This window comes from Saccharothrix xinjiangensis (genome assembly GCF_039527585.1).
Taxonomy (GTDB): Bacteria; Actinomycetota; Actinomycetes; order Mycobacteriales; family Pseudonocardiaceae; genus Actinosynnema; species Actinosynnema xinjiangensis.
The window spans coordinates 42378-58530 of the sequence record NZ_BAAAKE010000034.1; the positions used below are offsets into that span (position 1 = coordinate 42378).

General features: G+C 76.8%; 8 protein-coding genes. 2 read left to right on the forward strand and 6 right to left on the reverse strand.

Annotated features, from left to right (window positions below):
- Positions 1–12 precede the first annotated feature (12 nt).
- Positions 13–1098, forward strand: a complete 1086-nt coding sequence (locus tag ABD223_RS38795) for a ketoacyl-ACP synthase III family protein (RefSeq protein WP_344042454.1) — start codon at positions 13–15, stop codon at positions 1096–1098.
- Entirely contained in the window at positions 1095–6272 is a 5178-nt protein-coding gene (locus ABD223_RS38800; protein ID WP_344042456.1) for a type I polyketide synthase, read from the forward strand. The genes ABD223_RS38795 and ABD223_RS38800 overlap by 4 nt, the downstream gene beginning before the upstream one ends.
- Before the next feature lie 134 nt (positions 6273–6406).
- On the opposite strand, the gene ABD223_RS38805 is transcribed toward ABD223_RS38800, so the two are convergent.
- The 6 genes from ABD223_RS38805 to ABD223_RS38830 form a co-directional block, all read right to left on the reverse strand.
- On the reverse strand, positions 6407–7759 hold the full coding sequence (locus ABD223_RS38805) for an NAD(P)/FAD-dependent oxidoreductase (RefSeq protein ID WP_344042458.1): 1353 nt from the start codon (positions 7757–7759) through the stop codon (positions 6407–6409).
- A complete protein-coding gene (locus tag ABD223_RS38810; RefSeq protein ID WP_344042460.1) occupies positions 7756–8031 on the reverse strand; it encodes a phosphopantetheine-binding protein in 276 nt (91 codons plus the stop codon). Before ABD223_RS38810 ends, ABD223_RS38805 begins: the two co-directional genes overlap by 4 nt.
- A 27-nt stretch (positions 8032–8058) precedes the next feature.
- Positions 8059–13017 carry an amino acid adenylation domain-containing protein gene (locus ABD223_RS38815; protein ID WP_344042462.1) on the reverse strand — a complete coding sequence of 1653 codons (4959 nt, stop codon included), beginning with the start codon at positions 13015–13017 and terminating at the stop codon, positions 8059–8061.
- Between the two features lie 69 nt (positions 13018–13086).
- Positions 13087–13875, reverse strand: coding sequence for a thioesterase II family protein (locus ABD223_RS38820; protein ID WP_344042464.1), 789 nt, complete (start codon positions 13873–13875; stop codon positions 13087–13089).
- Positions 13876–13931: 56 nt separating this feature from the next.
- Positions 13932–15212 (reverse strand): MFS transporter, encoded by a 1281-nt coding sequence (locus ABD223_RS38825; RefSeq protein WP_344042466.1) that lies wholly within the window; start codon positions 15210–15212, stop codon positions 13932–13934.
- Positions 15203–16144 (reverse strand): ornithine carbamoyltransferase, encoded by a 942-nt coding sequence (locus ABD223_RS38830; protein ID WP_344042468.1) that lies wholly within the window; start codon positions 16142–16144, stop codon positions 15203–15205. The genes ABD223_RS38825 and ABD223_RS38830 overlap by 10 nt, the downstream gene beginning before the upstream one ends.
- Positions 16145–16153: the final 9 nt, after the last annotated feature.

A 16153-nucleotide genomic window follows, 5' to 3' on the forward strand; every position in this document is an offset into this window, starting at 1 on the left:
CAGGAGACGAGTGTGCGCACGTCCGGTGTTTTCTTCCAGGGACTCGGCGTCCACCTGCCCCCGACGGTGACCGTCGAGGAGGCGGTGGCCGCCGGGTGGTACCCGGCCGAGGAGGTCGAGCTGCACGAGCTGGCGGGCGTCGCGGTCGCCGGCGAGGTGCCCGCGCCGGAGATGGCGCTGGCCGCGGCCCGCACCGCGTGCGAGCGCGCGGGCAGGCGCCCCGAGGAGGTCGGCCTGCTGCTCTACGCCGACTCCTGGCACCAGGGCCCGGACGGCTGGCAGCCCCAGTACCACCTCCAGCGCCACCTCACCGGCGGGGACGCGCTGGCCGTGGAGGTCCGCCAGGGCTGCAACGGCATGTTCGGCGCGCTCGAACTCGGCGCGGCCCACGTCCGCGCGGGCGGGGGCGACCGGCCGGGCACCGCGCTGCTCGTGGCCGCCGACAACTTCGGCACCCCCATGCTGGACCGCTGGCGGATGGGCCCCGGCTACCTGGCCGGCGACGGCGCGAGCGCGGTCCTGCTGGCCGGCGAGCCCGGGTTCGCCGAGCTGCTGTCGGTGCGCTCGCTCGCGGTGCCCGAGGCCGAGGGCATGCACCGCGGCGACGAACCGCTGTTCCCGCCGGGCCCGACGGTGGGCAGGCCGCTGGACTTCGCCGCGCGCAACCGCGACTACAAGCGGGCCGCGCTGGGCGACGGGCGCGGCACGGTCGCGCTGGTGCGGGTCCACCAGCGGACGCTGGAGGTCGTCGACCGGGTGCTGGCGGAGGCGGGCGTCGACCTGGGCGAGATCACCCGGGTCGCCTACATGAACTACTCGCGGGAGATCGTCGAGCAGCGCTGCACGGCGCCGCTCGGCCTGCCGCTGGCCCGGTCCACCTGGGAGTTCGGGCGCACGATCGGCCACCTGGGCGCCAGCGACCAGGTGGTGGCCCTCGACCACCTGCTGGCCGCAGGCGAGTTGGTCCCCGGCGACCACCTGCTGATGCTCGGCGTCGGGCCGGGCGTCACGGTGGCCGCCGCCGTCGTGCGCATCCTGCGCCCCGCCCCTTGGCGGGCCGCCGACGCGTCCCGAGAACGCCGAGGAGACAGCGAATGAGCACCAGCACCGAACCAGCGGGCACCGAGTCGCAGGGCACCGCACCGGCGGCCACCGGGTCACCGGGCGCCGCACCGCCGGGCACCGGGTCGCAGGGCACCGAGTCGATCGACGCCGATCCCGGCGAGCCCATCGCCGTCGTGGGCGTGGGTTGCCGCTTCCCCGGCGGGGCCGACTCGCCCGAGGCGTTCTGGGACCTGCTGGCCTCCGGCCGCGACGGGATCGGCCCGGTGCCCCGCGACCGCTGGCTGGAGTACCGGGACCAGGGGCCCGAGCACGCCGCGGCGGTGCGCCGGGCCGACCGGGCGGGTGGTTTCCTGACCGGTGTCGACGGGTTCGACGCCGCGTTCTTCGGCCTGTCCCCGCGCGAGGCGGAGCTGATGGACCCGCAGCAGCGGCTGCTGCTGGAGGTGTCCTGGGAGGCGCTGGAGGACGCCGGGATACCGCCGACCTCGCTGGCCGGCGGGACGACGGGCGTGTTCGTGGGCATCGGGTCCGACGACTACGGCAGGCGGCTGCTGGAGGACCTGCCCGGCATCGAGGCGTGGACCGGCATCGGCGCCGCGATGTGCGCGGCGGCCAACCGCGTCTCGCACGCGCTGGACCTGCGCGGGCCGAGCCTGGCCGTGGACACGGCGTGCTCGGCCTCGCTGGTGGCCACCCACCTGGCGGTGCGCGCGCTGCGCGCGGGCGAGTGCCCCGTCGCACTGGTCGGCGGGGTGAACCTGATGCTCGCCCCCGGCCTGCCGCTGACCCTGGCCGCCGCGGGCGCGACCGCCCCGGACGGGCGCAGCAAGCCCTTCGACGCCGCCGCCGACGGCTACGGTCGCGGCGAGGGCGCGGGTGTGCTCGTGCTCAAGCGGCTCTCCGACGCGCGCCGCGACGGCGACCGGGTGCTGGCGCTGGTGCTGGGCGGCGCGGTGCGCCAGGACGGCCGGACCAACGGGATCATGGCGCCCAGCGGCACCGCGCAGCGGGACCTGCTGGTGGAGGCCTGCGCGCGGGCCGGGGTCGACCCGGCGTCGGTGGACTACGTGGAGGCCCACGGCACCGGCACCCCGCTGGGCGACCGGCTGGAGGCGGGCGCCCTGGCCGAGGTCTACGGCCGCGACCGCCCGGCGGGCCGGCCCTGCCTGATCGGCTCGGTGAAGGCCAACATCGGCCACCTGGAGGCCGGTGCGGGCGTGGCGAGCCTGATCAAGGCGGCGCTCGTGCTGGCGCACCGGGAGATCCCGCCGAGCCTGAACCACACCACGCCGACCCCGGCGGTGGACTGGGCGGATTCCGGGTTGCGCGTGGTGACCGGGCGCACCCCGTGGCCCGCGCGCGAGCACCCGCGCCGGATCGGGGTCTCCGGGTTCGGCTACGGCGGCACCATCGGGCACCTGCTGCTCGAACAAGCCCCCGAACCCGCCACCGAACCCGCTGCCGAGCCCGCCGTGGCGCAGCCGGCCGGCCCCCGGCTGTTCCCGCTCTCGGCCGCCTCCCCGGAGGCCCTGGCCGAGCAGGCCGGCCGACTGGCCGACCACCTGTCCACACCGGGCGCACCGACCGCCGACCTGGCCGCAGTGGGGCGGACGCTGGCGGCGCGGCGCGCGCACCTGCCCCATCGCGGCACCGTGGTGGCCGAGGACCGCGCCGAGCTCGTCGACCGGCTGCGGTCGCTGGCGCGGGGCGACCGCGGCCGGGAGATCGCGACCGGTCTCGCCGCACCGCGCCGGGTGGTGTGGGTGTTCTCCGGGCACGGCTCGCAGTGGGCGGGCATGGGCCGCGCGCTGCTGGCGGGCGAACCGGCGTTCGCCGAGGTGCTGGCCGAGCTGGAGCCGGTGTTCGCGGCCGAGATCGGCTTCTCGCCTCGACAGGCGCTGTTCGACGGCGACTTCGCGACCGTGGACCGGGTGCAGGGCCTGATCTTCGCCGTGCAGGTGGGGCTGGCCGCGGTCTGGCGGTCGTACGGTGCCGAGCCGGACGCGGTGATCGGGCACTCGGTCGGCGAGCTGGCCGCCGCGGTCGTCGCGGGCGAGCTGTCCCCGGTCGACGGCGCGCGGCTCAGCTGCCGCCGGTCGGTGCTGCTGCGGCGGGTCGCCGGCGCCGGCGCGATGGCGATGGCGGGGCTGCCCTTCGACGAGGTGGCGGTGCGGCTGGCCGGGCGCGCCGACGTGGTGCCCGCGATCGCCGCGGCCCCGTCGTCCACCGTGGTCTCCGGCACGCCGGAAGCGGTGGACGCGCTGGTCGCGGCGTGGCGCGCCGAGGAGGTCGTGGTCCGCCGGGTCGCCTCGGACGTGGCCTTCCACAGCCCGCAGATGGACCCGCTGGCCACCGAGCTGGCCGCCGCGGTCGCCGACCTCGAACCCCGCGCCGGGCGAATCCCCCGGTACAGCACGGCGGCCGAGGACCCCCGCGCGGGCGGCGTGCCGGACGGCGCCTACTGGGCGGCCAACCTGCGCGCGCCGGTGCGGCTGATGTCCGCCGTGCGGGCCGCGCTCGACGACGGCTACGACGCGTTCGTGGAGATCTCCGCGCACCCGGTGGTGGCTCACTCGATCGACGAGGTGCTGGCCGAGGCGGGCGCGGACACCGCGTTCGTCGGCTGGACCCTACGGCGCGACCAGCCCACCCCGCACGCGGCGCTCGGCGCGGCGCACTGCCGGGGCGTCCGGCTCGACTGGGACCGGCTGCACCCGCAGGGCGGGCACGCCGCGCTGCCCGGGGTGGCCTGGCAGCACCGCTCGCACTGGCACGGGACCGGCGCGGGCCGGGGCGCGGGGCTCGGCCACGACGTGGACGCGCACGCCCTGCTGGGCCCGGAGGTGCCGGTCGCGGGCCGGTCGCTGCGGCTGTGGCGGACCCGGCTCGACGACACCCGCCGGCCCTACCCGGGCAGCCACACCGTCAACGGCGTGGAGATCGTGCCCGCCGCGGTCCTGCTGACCACGCTGCTCGGCGCGGCCGGCGGCGCGGACCTGGCGCGGGTGGCGCTGCGGCTGCCGCTGGGCACGGCCGAGGAGCGCGAGCTCCAGGTCGTGCGCGACGGCGACGAGGTGCGGCTGGCCTCGCGCGCGGGCGAGGGCCCGTGGTCGACCCACACCACCGCCGAGGTCGTCGCCCGCACCACCGCCGACGGGGACTTCCCCGACCCGGCCGACCTGGCCCCGGCCGACCCGGCGGAGGTGACCGGCTACCTGGCCGCGGTGGGCGTGCCGACGATGGCGTTCGGCTGGGAGGTCGAGGAGTTGCGGCGGGGCGACGGCGCGGCGTGGGCGCGGGTGCGCCCGGTCCACCCCGAGCACGCGCCGCCGACCTGGGCCCCGCTGTTCGACGCGGCGCTCTCCCTCGCGCCGTCGGTGTTCCCGGGGGAGCCGACCTTGCGCGTGGTGGCCGGGTTCGGTTCGGTGCGGGTCGACGGACCACCGCCGACGACGGCCGAGCTGCTGGTCACCACGGGCGAGGACGGCACGGCCGAGGTGCTCGTCACCGACGGGACCTCGCGCGCCCGGCTGGGCGCGGTCGCCTTCGGCTCGCTGAGCGGCTGGGCGCCCCGGGACTTCGCGCACCGGATCGCCTGGCGTGACGTCGTCCCGGCGGACGACGGCTCCGCGCGCGACGTCGTGCTGGTGGGTCCGGCGGACGCGCGGGCCACCGCGCTGCGGGACGCGCTGCGCGCGGCCGGGGCGCGGTGCCGGATCGCCGCCGACCCGGCCGACCCGGGCACCGCGACCGACGTCCTGGTGCTCCCCGCCGCCGAACCGGGCACGACCGTCCCGGACGCCGCCGCGTCCGCGGTGTGGCTGGCCACGCGCACCGCGCAGCGGCTGGCCGAACAGGACGGCCCGGCCCGGCTGTGGCTGCTCACCGCGGGCGCCCGGGAGGCGGCCGACGGGCCCGCCGCGGCCCAGTCCGCGCTGTGGGGCCTCGGGCGGGTGATCGCCGTCGAGCACGAGGAGCTCTGGGGCGGCACCGTCGACCTGCCCGCGCGGGAACCGGAGCGCGAGGCGGGCGCACTGCTCGCCCTGCTGCGCTCGGGCGGCGGGGAGGACGTGGTCGCGGTGCGCGCCGGCGCGTGCTCGGCCGCCCGGGTGGCGCCGGTCGACCGCGAGCCGACCGGCGCGCCGCTGACCTGCGCGCCCGACGCGACCTACCTGGTCACCGGCGGGCTGGGCGCGCTGGGCGCCGAGGTCGCCCGCTGGCTGGCCGGGCGCGGCGCGCGCCGGATCGTCCTGGCGGGCCGCCGCGGCCTGCCCGCCCGGTCCACCTGGGACGGTCCGCTGGAGGCCGGCGAGCGGCTCGCGGTGGACCGGGTCCGGGAGCTGGAGGCGCTGGGCGTGACCGTGCGCGTGGTGGCGGTCGACATCGCCGACGCCGTGGCCGCGGCGTTCGACCCGGACGCGCTGGGCCTGCCGCCCGTGCGCGGCGTCGTGCACGCCGCGGGCGTGCTGGACAACCGGATGGTGCGGTCGGTCGACGAGGCCTCGGTCCGCGCGGTGCTGCGCCCGAAGGTCGACGGCGCCTGGGTGCTGCACGAGCTGTTCCCCGAGGGGACGCTGGACTTCCTGGTGCTGTTCTCCTCCTGCGGCCACCTGCTCGGCATGCCGGGGCAGGCCACCTACGGCGCGGCCAACGCGTTCCTCGACGGGCTGGCGGCCCTGCGCGCGGACACCACCAGCCTCGGCTGGACCTCGTGGCGGGGCCGGGGCATGGCGGTCGACGACGCGGTCGACCGCGAGCTGGCGGCCCGCGGCGTCGGCGACATCCCGCCCGCGGTGGCGTTCGAGGTCTGGGACCTGCTCTCGCGCACCGGCCCCGGCCACTACCCGGTGCTGGCCGCCGCCGGCACCGGCTCGGTGGCGGTCCCGGTGCTGGCCGAGCTGACCGCGCCGAAGCCGGAGGCCGAGCCCGACGAGTCCTTCGGCGGGCTGAGCGAGGACGAGCTGCGGGAGCGGCTGCTGGTCGAGGTCGGCTCGCAGATCGCCGGCGAGATGCGGATGGCGGCCTCGGCGCTCGACCCGCGGCGGTCCCTGGTGGAGCAGGGCCTGGACTCGGTGATGACCATCGTCGTCCGGCGCAGGCTGGAGCAGCGCTTCGGGCACAAGCTGCCCTCGACCCTGCTCTGGCACCGGCCCAGCGTCACGGCGATCGCCGACCACCTGGTGGAGGCCCTCTCCCCCGCTTCCTGACCCGCTCCCCCTCCCAGACCTCCGCCCCCGGTGCCGCTTCCCGACCGGGGGCGGAGGTCTGCCCGGAGGCCCGCCGGGCCCGCGCACGCGGAAGGCCCCGCACGGGGCGGGGCCTTCCGGGTCGGTTCGGCGGGTCAGAAGGACGGCGCCGAGGTGGGCGCGCGCAGGGTCCCCAGGTAGGGGTGCCAGAGGTGGTCCGGGTTGTTCTCCACCGCGGCCACCACCTCGCGCATGGCCACCAGCGCCTTGGGCTCCTCGCCGTCGTACACGTCGCCCTGAAGCATCTTCAGCACGTCGATGCGGTAGCGCGGGTCCTGCACGAACGCCGTGAACAGCACGTTGAGGCGGTAGTAGATGGAGATGAACTCGTACCAGTACTTCACCGCCCGCCGCAGCTTCGTCTCGTAGTTGGCGAACCGGGCCCGGCCGAAGTCGCCCGCCGCGTGGGCGGCGACGATGTCGGCGGCGGCGATGCGGGCGCTGTTGAGCGCGACGCTGACGCCGCTGGAGAAGATCGGGTCGACGAACCGGGCCGCGTCGCCGATCAGGACGAAGCGGTCGCCGCAGATCTGCTCCATGGCGTAGCTGTAGTCGCCCTCGGCCTTGAACGGGCGCAGCCGCCTGCTGTTCTTCAGCGCGTCGGCCAGTTCGGGGCGGCTGCCCACGAACTCCCAGAAGAACTTCTCGCGGTCGCCCTCGGCGGCGGCGAAGCGCTTCTTCTGGGTGACCACGCCGACGCTGGTGACGGTGTCGGTGATGGGGATCTGCCAGACCCAGGTGTCCTTGATCGGCAGGAAGTGCACGAAGATGTGGTCGGCCTCCTCCGCGCTGGTGGCCAGCAGGTTGCGGTCCAGGCCCTCGAACCAGGTGTGCACCGCGTACTGGTCGAACACGGGGTCGGTCACCTTCACCTTGAGCTTGCGGCCCAGCAGGGTGTGCCTGCCGGAGGCGTCGACCACCATCCGCGCGGTGAATCCGACCGTGCGCGGGCCCACCCGGCAGGACAGCCGGACCGCGGCCGGGTCGTCGAAGTCCACGTCCAGCACCCGGACGCCGTTGAACACCGCCGCACCCTGCTCGGCGGCGTGCCGCAGCAGGATCGCGTCGAACCGGCCCCGGTCGACGTGGAAGGTGTGGTCGCGGTCGACGCCGGGCTGGTCGCGCTCGACGAACTGGATCTCCGCCGCCCAGCCGTGGCTGAGCCCCCGGTAGCCGAGGGTGGGGATGTCTCGCGACTCGGCGGAGGTCCAGGAGGCGCCGTACTTGCGCGGGAAGCCCGCCTCGTCGATCTTCTCCAGCGCGCCGATCTCGGACAGCACCGGGGTGGTCGCCGGGACCAGCGACTCGCCGACGTGCTCGCGCGGGAACACCTCCCCCTCGAACACCGCCACCGACAGCCCGGCCCGGGCCAGGTAGGAGGCCACGGTGGAGCCGGCGGGCCCGCCGCCGATGACAGCCACGTCGTAGTCCACGCCGTGCCCGCTCATGCCCGCTCCCCCGCCACCGGCACCGCGTCCACCAGCATCCGGGAGATCGTGGCGATGTCGGCGAACCCCCGCGCGTCCATGCGCTCGAACGGCACGTGCACCCCCAGGTCGTCGCGGATGTGCGTGAGCAGGACCGCGACCCGCAGGGAGTCCAGGATGCCGGACTCCATCAGCGGCGTGGTCGGCGTCAGCTGCGCGCGCTCGGCCGCGGGGAGGAACTCCGCCCCGATGAAGCCGACCAGCGCCTTCTCGTACTCCTCGATGGTTCTCATGCCACCCTTCCTCGGTGCCTGGGCGTGTCAGTGCCGGTGGAGCCGGGCCGACTCCGCGACCAGGTCCGCGTCGGGGATCAGGTCGACCTCGGCGCGCACCTGCCTCTCCACCGCCGCGGCCAGCTCGGCCACGGTGGCGCCCTCGAACACCGCCCGGACGGGCAGGTCGATGTCGAAGGCCGACTGGACCGCGGCGATCAACCTGATCGCCAGGATCGAGTTGCCGCCGCTGCCGAAGAAGTCGTCGTGCGCCCCGACCTCGACCCCCAGCAGCCCGGCGAAGATCTCCGCGATCCGCTCCTCGACGACCCCGTCCGGCCGCTGCCGCGCCCCGGTGGGCGCGGTGACCTCGGGCAGCGCGGCCCTGTCGAGCTTCCCGTTGGCGGTCAACGGGATCGCGGGCAGTTCCGCGAACGCGGCGGGCACCATGTAGCCGGGCAGCCGCGCGGCGCAGTGCGCGACCAGGTCCGCCTCGGTCGCGGCGGTCTCGCCGGCGACCCAATGGGCGACCAGGCCCGGCGCCCCGCTCGCGTCCGGGCGCACCACGACGACGGCCTCGCGCACCCCGGGGTGCTCGGCCAGCACCGCCGCGACCTCGCCCGGCTCCACCCGGTGGCCGCGGATCTTGACCTGGTCGTCGAGCCTGCCCAGGAACTCCACGGCGCCGTCGGGCAGCAGCCGCGCCAGGTCGCCGGTGCGGTACAGCCGGGACCCTGGCTCGCCGAAGGGGTCGGGCACGAAGCGCTCGGCGGTCGGCCCCGGCCGGTTCGCGTAGCCGCGGGCGACGCCCGTGCCGCCGACGTGCAGCTCACCGGCCGCGCCGACCGGGACCGGCCGCAGCCGGTCGTCGAGCACGTGGACCGAGATCCCGGGCAGCGGGTGCCCGATGGGGACGGCCGCCCGGTCCAGCGGCACCCGGACGGGGTGCACGCAGGCGCCCACGGTCGTCTCGGTCGGGCCGTACTCGTTGACCAGCCGGCCCTCGCCCAGGGCCGACGCCCAGGTCTCGGCGAGGGCGGGTGGCAGCACCTCGCCCGCGACCACGACCACCTCGGCCAGCCCGGCGCGCCGGGCCGCGGGCACCTGGTGGGTCAGGACCTCCAGGTGCCCGGGCGTCAGCTTGAGGAACGCGAACGGCGCCGCCGCCAGCAGCGACCGGCCCAACGCGCCCAGGTCCAGGTCCTGCGGCAGCAGGTGGGTCGGCCGCCCGGCCAGCAGCGGCGCCCACAGGTTGGGCACCACCAGGTCGAAGGCGACCGAGGAGAACACCGCGCCGCCGCCGGTGCCGCAGTTCGCCAGCTCGGCCACCGCCCAGCGCACGTGGTTGGCCAGGCCCCGGTGGGGGACCTGCACGGCCTTGGGGCGGCCGGTCGAGCCGGAGGTGCAGATCAGGTAGGCGAGCGAGTCGAGGTCGGCGGACCTCGGCGGCGCGGAGTCCGGGCGCACCGCGATGGCGATGCTGTCGGGGTGCGCGTCGGTCAGCACCACGATGCCGTCGAACGCCGCGCCGCCGGTGGGTTCGTGCGCCTTCTGGGTGAGCAGGATGCGGGCGCCCGCGTCGGCGAGCACCGCGCCGACCCTGGCGTCGGGCAGGTCGGGGTCGAGCGGCAGGTAGGCCCCGCCCGCCTTCCACACCGCCAGCAGCGCCACCACCAGGTCGGCGCCGCGGTCGTGGCGCACGCCCACCACCGACTCCGGGCCCGCGCCGAGCACCAGCAGGTGGTGGGCCAGCCGGTTGGCGCGGCCGTCGAGCTCGCGGTAGGTCGTCGTCCCCCGCTCCGCGACGAGCGCGACCGCGTCCGGCGTGGCGGCGGCCTGGCGCTCGAACCCGTCGAGCACGGACTCGGTGACCGGCGGGGCCGGCGCGTGCCGCCACCGCGCCTGCTCGGCGGCCTCGGCCGGTGGCACGGCGTCGAGGTCGGCGAGCGCGTCGGTCGCGCCGCGCGAGAGCAGGTCGAGCAGGTGCGTGAACTGGTCGGCGAACCGCGCCACGGTGTCCTCGCGGAACAGCGAGGTGGCGTACTCCAGCACGCCGTGCGTCGACCCGTCGGCCAGGTCGCGCAGGTACAGCGTCAGGTCGGTCTTGGCGACCCGGGAGACCCGGGCCAGCTCCTCGCGGCCCTCGGCGTCGGCGGGCGAGCCGGTGAACACCTCGTCGTGGAGGTCGAAGGCGACCTGGTAGAGCGGCGTGCGGGACAGGTCGCGCTCCGGGGCGAGCTCGGCGACCAGCCGGTCGAAGGGCAGGTCCTGGTGGGCGAACGCGTCACGGCAGGTGTCGCGCACCGCGGCCAGCGCGGTGTCGAAGCCCGTTCCCGGGTCGAGGGCGCAGCGCAGCACCACGGTGTTGAGGAAGAAGCCGACCACGTCGTCGAGCTCGCGGCGGTCGCGCCCGGCCACCGGGGTGCCGACCACCACGTCCCAGCGGCCGGTGTGCCGCGCCAGCAGCACGGCGAACGCGGTGAGCAGGGTGGCGAACGGGGTCGCGCCGGCGCGGCGGCCCAGCTCCCGGAGCGCGGACATGACCGGCGCGGGCACGGTGAAGGGCACCACCGCGCCCCGGCCGTCGCGCACGACGGGGCGGGCGTGGTCGGCGTGCGGGGTGGTGGGCGCCGCGCCGTCGAGCGCGTCCCGCCAGTACCTCAGCTGGTCGGCGAGGGCGTCCTCGGTGAGGCGGCGCGCGCTCCAGGCGGCGTAGTCGGCGTATCCGATGGGCAGTGGCGGCAGGACCGGGGCCCGGCCCCGGTGCCGCGCGCCGACCAGCTCGGCGAACTCGCGCTCCAGCACGGCGGCCGACCAGCCGTCGCAGGCGATGTGGTGCACCAGCAGCACGACCTCGGGCCGGGGCCCGGTCACCAGGGTGGCCCGCAGCAGCGGTCCGGTGACCAGGTCGAACCCCCGCTCGGCGTCGGCGTCGAGCACCTCGCCCGGCCGGTGGCGGTCGCCGTCGACCACGCGCAGGGCGACCGGTCCGGGCGGGTCGACCACCTGCGCGGGTTCGCCGCCGTGCTCGGTGTAGCGGGTGCGCAGCGCCTCGTGCCGGGCGACCAGGTCGGTCAGCGCACCCCGCACGGTGGTCGCGGTCGCGCCCGCGGGGACCGGCAGTAACAGGCCGGTGACCCACTCGCGGGACCGCGGCGTGATCCGGTCCAGCAGCCACAGCCTGCGCTGCCCCGGCGAGAGCGGCAGCGGTCCGGTGCGCGGTACGGGCGGGATCGGGGCTTCCGGCGCGTCCGCCCGGTGCGCGGCGAGCAGGGCCGCCTGGGCGGCGACGGTGGTGGCGGAGACCAGCGCGGAGAGCGCCACCGGCCTGCCGGTGGCCGCCCGCAGCCGCGCGGCGACCCGGGCGAGCTGGAGCGAGGAACCGCCCAAGCGGTGGAAGTCGGCGCCGGTGTCGGCGTGCGCGTCGACCTCCGGGCCGAGCACCTCCGCCCAGGCCCGGGCGACCAGGCGCTCCTCGTCGGTGGCCGGCTCCCGGCGCGGGCCGGGCGTGGCGTCCGGCGCGGGCAGCGCGGCCCGGTCGACCTTGCCGGTGGCCGTGGTGGGGAACGAGGTCACCGGCAGGTACGCGGCGGGCAGGTGGGTGGCGGGCAGCCGCTCGGCCAGGAAGGCGCGCAGGCCGGCCAGGACCCGCTCGTCGCGCACCCGGACGTGAGCGGCCAGCCGCAGCCCTCCCGCGGCCGACCGGAACGGCACCACGACGGCGCCCAGCACGCCGGGGTGGCCGGCCAGCGCGGCCTCCACCTCGCCCGGTTCGATCCGCACGCCGTCGACCTTGACCTGCTGGTCGAGCCGCCCGACGTACACCAGGGTGCCGTCGGCGCGGCGGGTGACCAGGTCGCCGGTGCGGTACAGGCGCGCGCCGGGCGGGCCGACCGGGTCGGGCAGGAAGCGCTCGGCGGTGAGGTCGGGGCGGCCCAGGTAGCCGCGGGCCAGCCCGGCACCGCCGACGAGCAGCTCACCGCGCTCTGCCGGGTCGCCCGCCTCGTCGAGGACCAGGACCCGGGTGCGGTCGAGCGGGGCGCCGATCGGGACCGGGCCCGAGCGCTGCACCGGGTCGTACTCGTGCGCGGTCACGTCGATCGAGCACTCGGTGGGGCCGTAGGTGTTCCATACCCGCACCGGTCCGGGCACCAGCCCGAGGAACTCGCGCACCAGCTCCGCGTGCAGCGGCTCGCCCGCGCTGAACAGCGCGCGCAGCGCCGTGCAGCCGGCCCAGCCGGGCGCGGTGACCAGCTCACGCAGCACCGACGGCACCACCTGGAGCACGGTGACGGCGTGCTCGGCCACGTCACGCACCAGGGCGGCCGGGTCGCGCTCGGCGCCGGGCGCGGCCAGCACCGCGCTGCCGCCGCTGACCAGGGGGGCGAAGACCTCCCAGCAGGCGGCGTCGAAGGTCATGGTCGTCTTCTGCAGCACCCGGTCGGCGGCGGACAGGTCCAGCACGCGCACGGCCCAGTCGATCCGGTTGCCGATGCCGCCGTGGTCGATCACCACGGCCTTGGGCGTGCCGGTGGACCCGGACGTGTGCACGACGTAGGCCGCGTGCGCGGCGGTGACCTCCACCTCGGGCGCGGTCGTCGGCCCGCCCGAGCCCGCGTCCGGCGACACCGGCTCGACACCGGTGTCGCCGCCGGTCCAGCGCCGCGGGTCGTCGGTGAGCACGACCGGGGCGCCGCACCCGGCCACCAGGGCCTCGGTGCGCGCCCTCGGGTGGTCGGGGTCGAGCGGCACGTAGGGCGCGCCGGCCTTCCAGGCCGCGAGCAGCCCGACCACCAGGTCGGGCGAGCGCGGCAGGCACACCGCCACCGGGCGGTCGGGGCCGGCGCCCGCCGCGATCAGCCGGTGCGACAACGAGTTCGCCCGCCGGTCGAGCTCGCGGTAGGTGAGCGCGCGGGCACCGGCGACGGCCACGGCGTCGGGCGTCCGGGCCGCCTGGCGGGAGACCAGCTCCGGCGTCGAGGTGAATGCTGTGGACACACCGCTCATCGGGCTCTCCCCCAGGGTGACGAATCCGGACCGGGCGCGGTGAGCGTCGCGGGACCACCGATACCGGGCCTATATTGCGTCGCGCCCACCGTCCACAACGGACGGTTCAGGTGTGCGCGACCGGGGTTCGCCGAGGCCCGCGGCGAGCACGCGCACCACCGCCGGGAGGTCCTCCTCGAAGTGGAAGTGGCCGCCCGGGAGCACGTGGTGGTCGGTGGGGGCCAGCGAGAGCTCGCGCCACGCCCGCATCGACGCCGGCGGGGCGTACTGGTCGCGCTCGCCCGCGAGGGTGGTGATCGGCACGGCCAGCGGCGCGCCCGGGTCGTACCGGTAGGACTCCATCAGCCGGAGGTCGCCGGCGAGCACCGGGCGCACCAGCTGCCAGAGGTCGTCGTCGGCCACCGCCTCGCCACCCGCGCCGCCCATCGACCGGACGTAGTCGCGCAGCTCCCCGTCCTCGAAGCGCAACCCGCGCGGGCGCAGGGCGGGAGGCGCGGCGCACGCCGAGACGAACAGCCGGGCCAGCGGCGCCGGGAATCGGGGCCGGAGCCTGCGGGCCACCTCGAAGGCGACCACGGCGCCCATGCTGTGCCCCAGGAATGCGGTGGACCGGCCCGCCAGGGGCCGGAGCGCGGCCGCGAGCCGGTCGGCCAGCGCGGGCAGGTCCGGCGGCAGGTCCTCGCCCGCCCGGTCCTGCCGGCCCGGGTACTGCACGGCGATCAGCTCGACGTCGTCGGGCAGCAGCGCCGCCCAGTCGCGGAACGCGCTCGCCGCGCCGCCCGCGAAGGGGAAGCAGACGAGCCGCGCGCGGGCGGCGGGCCTGGGCAGGGGGGCGCGGAACCAGCGGTCGGAGGCCATGGGTCCACCGTGTCGGCCGGCCTATATTCCCTCGGCCACCAACCTATACCCGGCGCTCAGGCCGGATCCGCGGGTCCACCGGCGGCAGCCGGGGTGATGCGGGCACGGCGGACCACGGGCAGCGCGGCGGCGAGCACCGCCACCCCGGCCATCACCGCGCCCGCCACCAGCACCGTGCGCGTCGTGCCCAGGCCGGCCAGCAGGAAACCGGCGGCCAGGGCACCCAGCGAGTTCGTCCCGGAGGTCATCAGCGCCGCGACGCCGCCCACCCGGCCCTGCAGCGCGTCCGGGGTGACGCGCACCTGGTACAGGCCCGCGGTCACGTTGGCCAGGCCGCCCGCGAAGCTGATCCCGGCGAACAGCGCGCCCAGCGCGACCGGGTTCGCGGTCAGCGCCACCGAGGACATCAGCGCGGCCCACACCGCGAAGACGCCGATCACCGTGGCGCCCAGCGGGACCCGCGCGGCGAACCAGGACCCGGACAGCGCGCCGAGCACCCCGCCGACCCCGGCCGCCGCGCCGATCAGGCCCACGGTCACCGGCGACGACCCGGCCTCCCGCACGATCAGCACCAGGGACAGCGACAGCACCTGGAACAGCACGTTGGTCACCGCGGTGAGGGTGAGCGCCACGCGCAGGAACCGCTGCCGCAGCAGCCACCGCACACCCTCGGCGATCTCCGAGCGCAGCCGCGCCCGCGCCGCCCGCGCCCGTGCCGCGGCGAAGTCCGCCCGGATCGGCGCCAGGGTGGTCAGCGCGACCGCGTGGCAGACCGCGGTGAACAGGAACGGCGCCCACGCCACCAGGGCGAACAGCGCGGCGCTGACCGGCTGCCCGACGAGCCCCGCGGCCCGGCCCCGCGCCTCGTTGCGGGACAGCGCGGTCATCAGGTGGTCGGGGTGCACCACGTTGGGCACGGCGGCGCGCTCGGCCAGCCGGTAGGTGATGGCCGCCGAGCCCTCCAGGAACGCCGCGGCCATCAGCAGCGGCACCCACAGGTGCCCGGCCAGCAGCAGCGCCACCACGCCGGCCACCGCGACCAGGGCCAGCACGTCGCACCAGATCATCGTGCGCTTGCGGTCGAGCCGGTCGACCAGCGCGCCCGCGGGCAGCTGCACCAGCAGCAGGGGCAGCAGGGCGGCGAACCCGACCAGGGCCGCGCCGACCGCCGAACCGCCGTGCCACACCAGCAGCAGCGGGTAGGCGACCGCGCTGACCCGGGCACCCAGCACCGAGAACCCGGCACCGGTCCACAGCAGCCGGAAGGCCCGGTTGCGGCGCAGCGGGGGTGCGGCGGTCGCCGGTCCGGTCGCCGCACCCCCGGTGGTCACGTCCACGTGTGCCCCGTGCGGCAGAAGTCCAGCACCGCGAGCGCGCCGCTGAGCTTGTGCCCGGCCTGGTCGAGCACGGCGCTCGCCGGGCCGTCCAGCACGTCCGCGGTGACCTCGTCGCCGCGGTGGGCGGGCAGGTCGTGCAGGAACACCGCGTCCGGGCTGCGCTCCCACAGCGCGGCGGTGACCCGGAAGGGCTGGAACACCCGCCGCCAGTGCGGGTCCGCCTTGCTGGTGCCGGTCGTCTGCCACCGGGTGGTGTAGACCACGTCCACCGGGGACAGGTCCACCATGTCGGCGCGCTCGGTCACCCGCGCCCCGGACCGCCGCGCGTGCGCGCGGGCCCGGGCCAGCACGTCCGCGGCCAGCCCGTAGCCGGGCGGGGTGCGCAGGTCCAGCCACACGTCCGGGTACCGCGACAGCGCCAGCGCCAGCGAGGCGGCGGAGTTGTTGCCCTCGCCCACGTAGCGCACCCGAAGCCCCGGCACGCCGCCGAACCGGCAGGTCAGCGTCACCAGGTCGGTGACGGCCTGGGTCGGGTGCTCCTCGGCGGCCATCGCGTTGACCACCGCCATCCGGCCGTGCCCGGCCCACCCGGCCAGCGCCGACAGCGGCGCGTCCACCCGCGCCACCAGCACGTCGAGCATCCGGGCCAGCACCGCGCCGGTGTCGGCGTCCGACTCGCCGGTGTTGGTCTGCAGGTCGTTCGGCCCCAGCGGGACGATCTGCCCGCCCAGCCGCAGCGCCGCGGTGGAGAACGCCACCCGGGTCCGGGTGGAGGTCATCCGGAAGTAGACCCCCACCACCGCCCCGGCCAGCGGTCGGTGGTCGAGCTCGCCGCGCGAGTGCGCCACGCCGCGCGCCACGAGCGCGTGCAGCTCGTCGTCGGTCAGGTCGTCGGTGGACAGAAAACTGCGGTACCCGGTGGTCACCGGCATCGCTGCTCC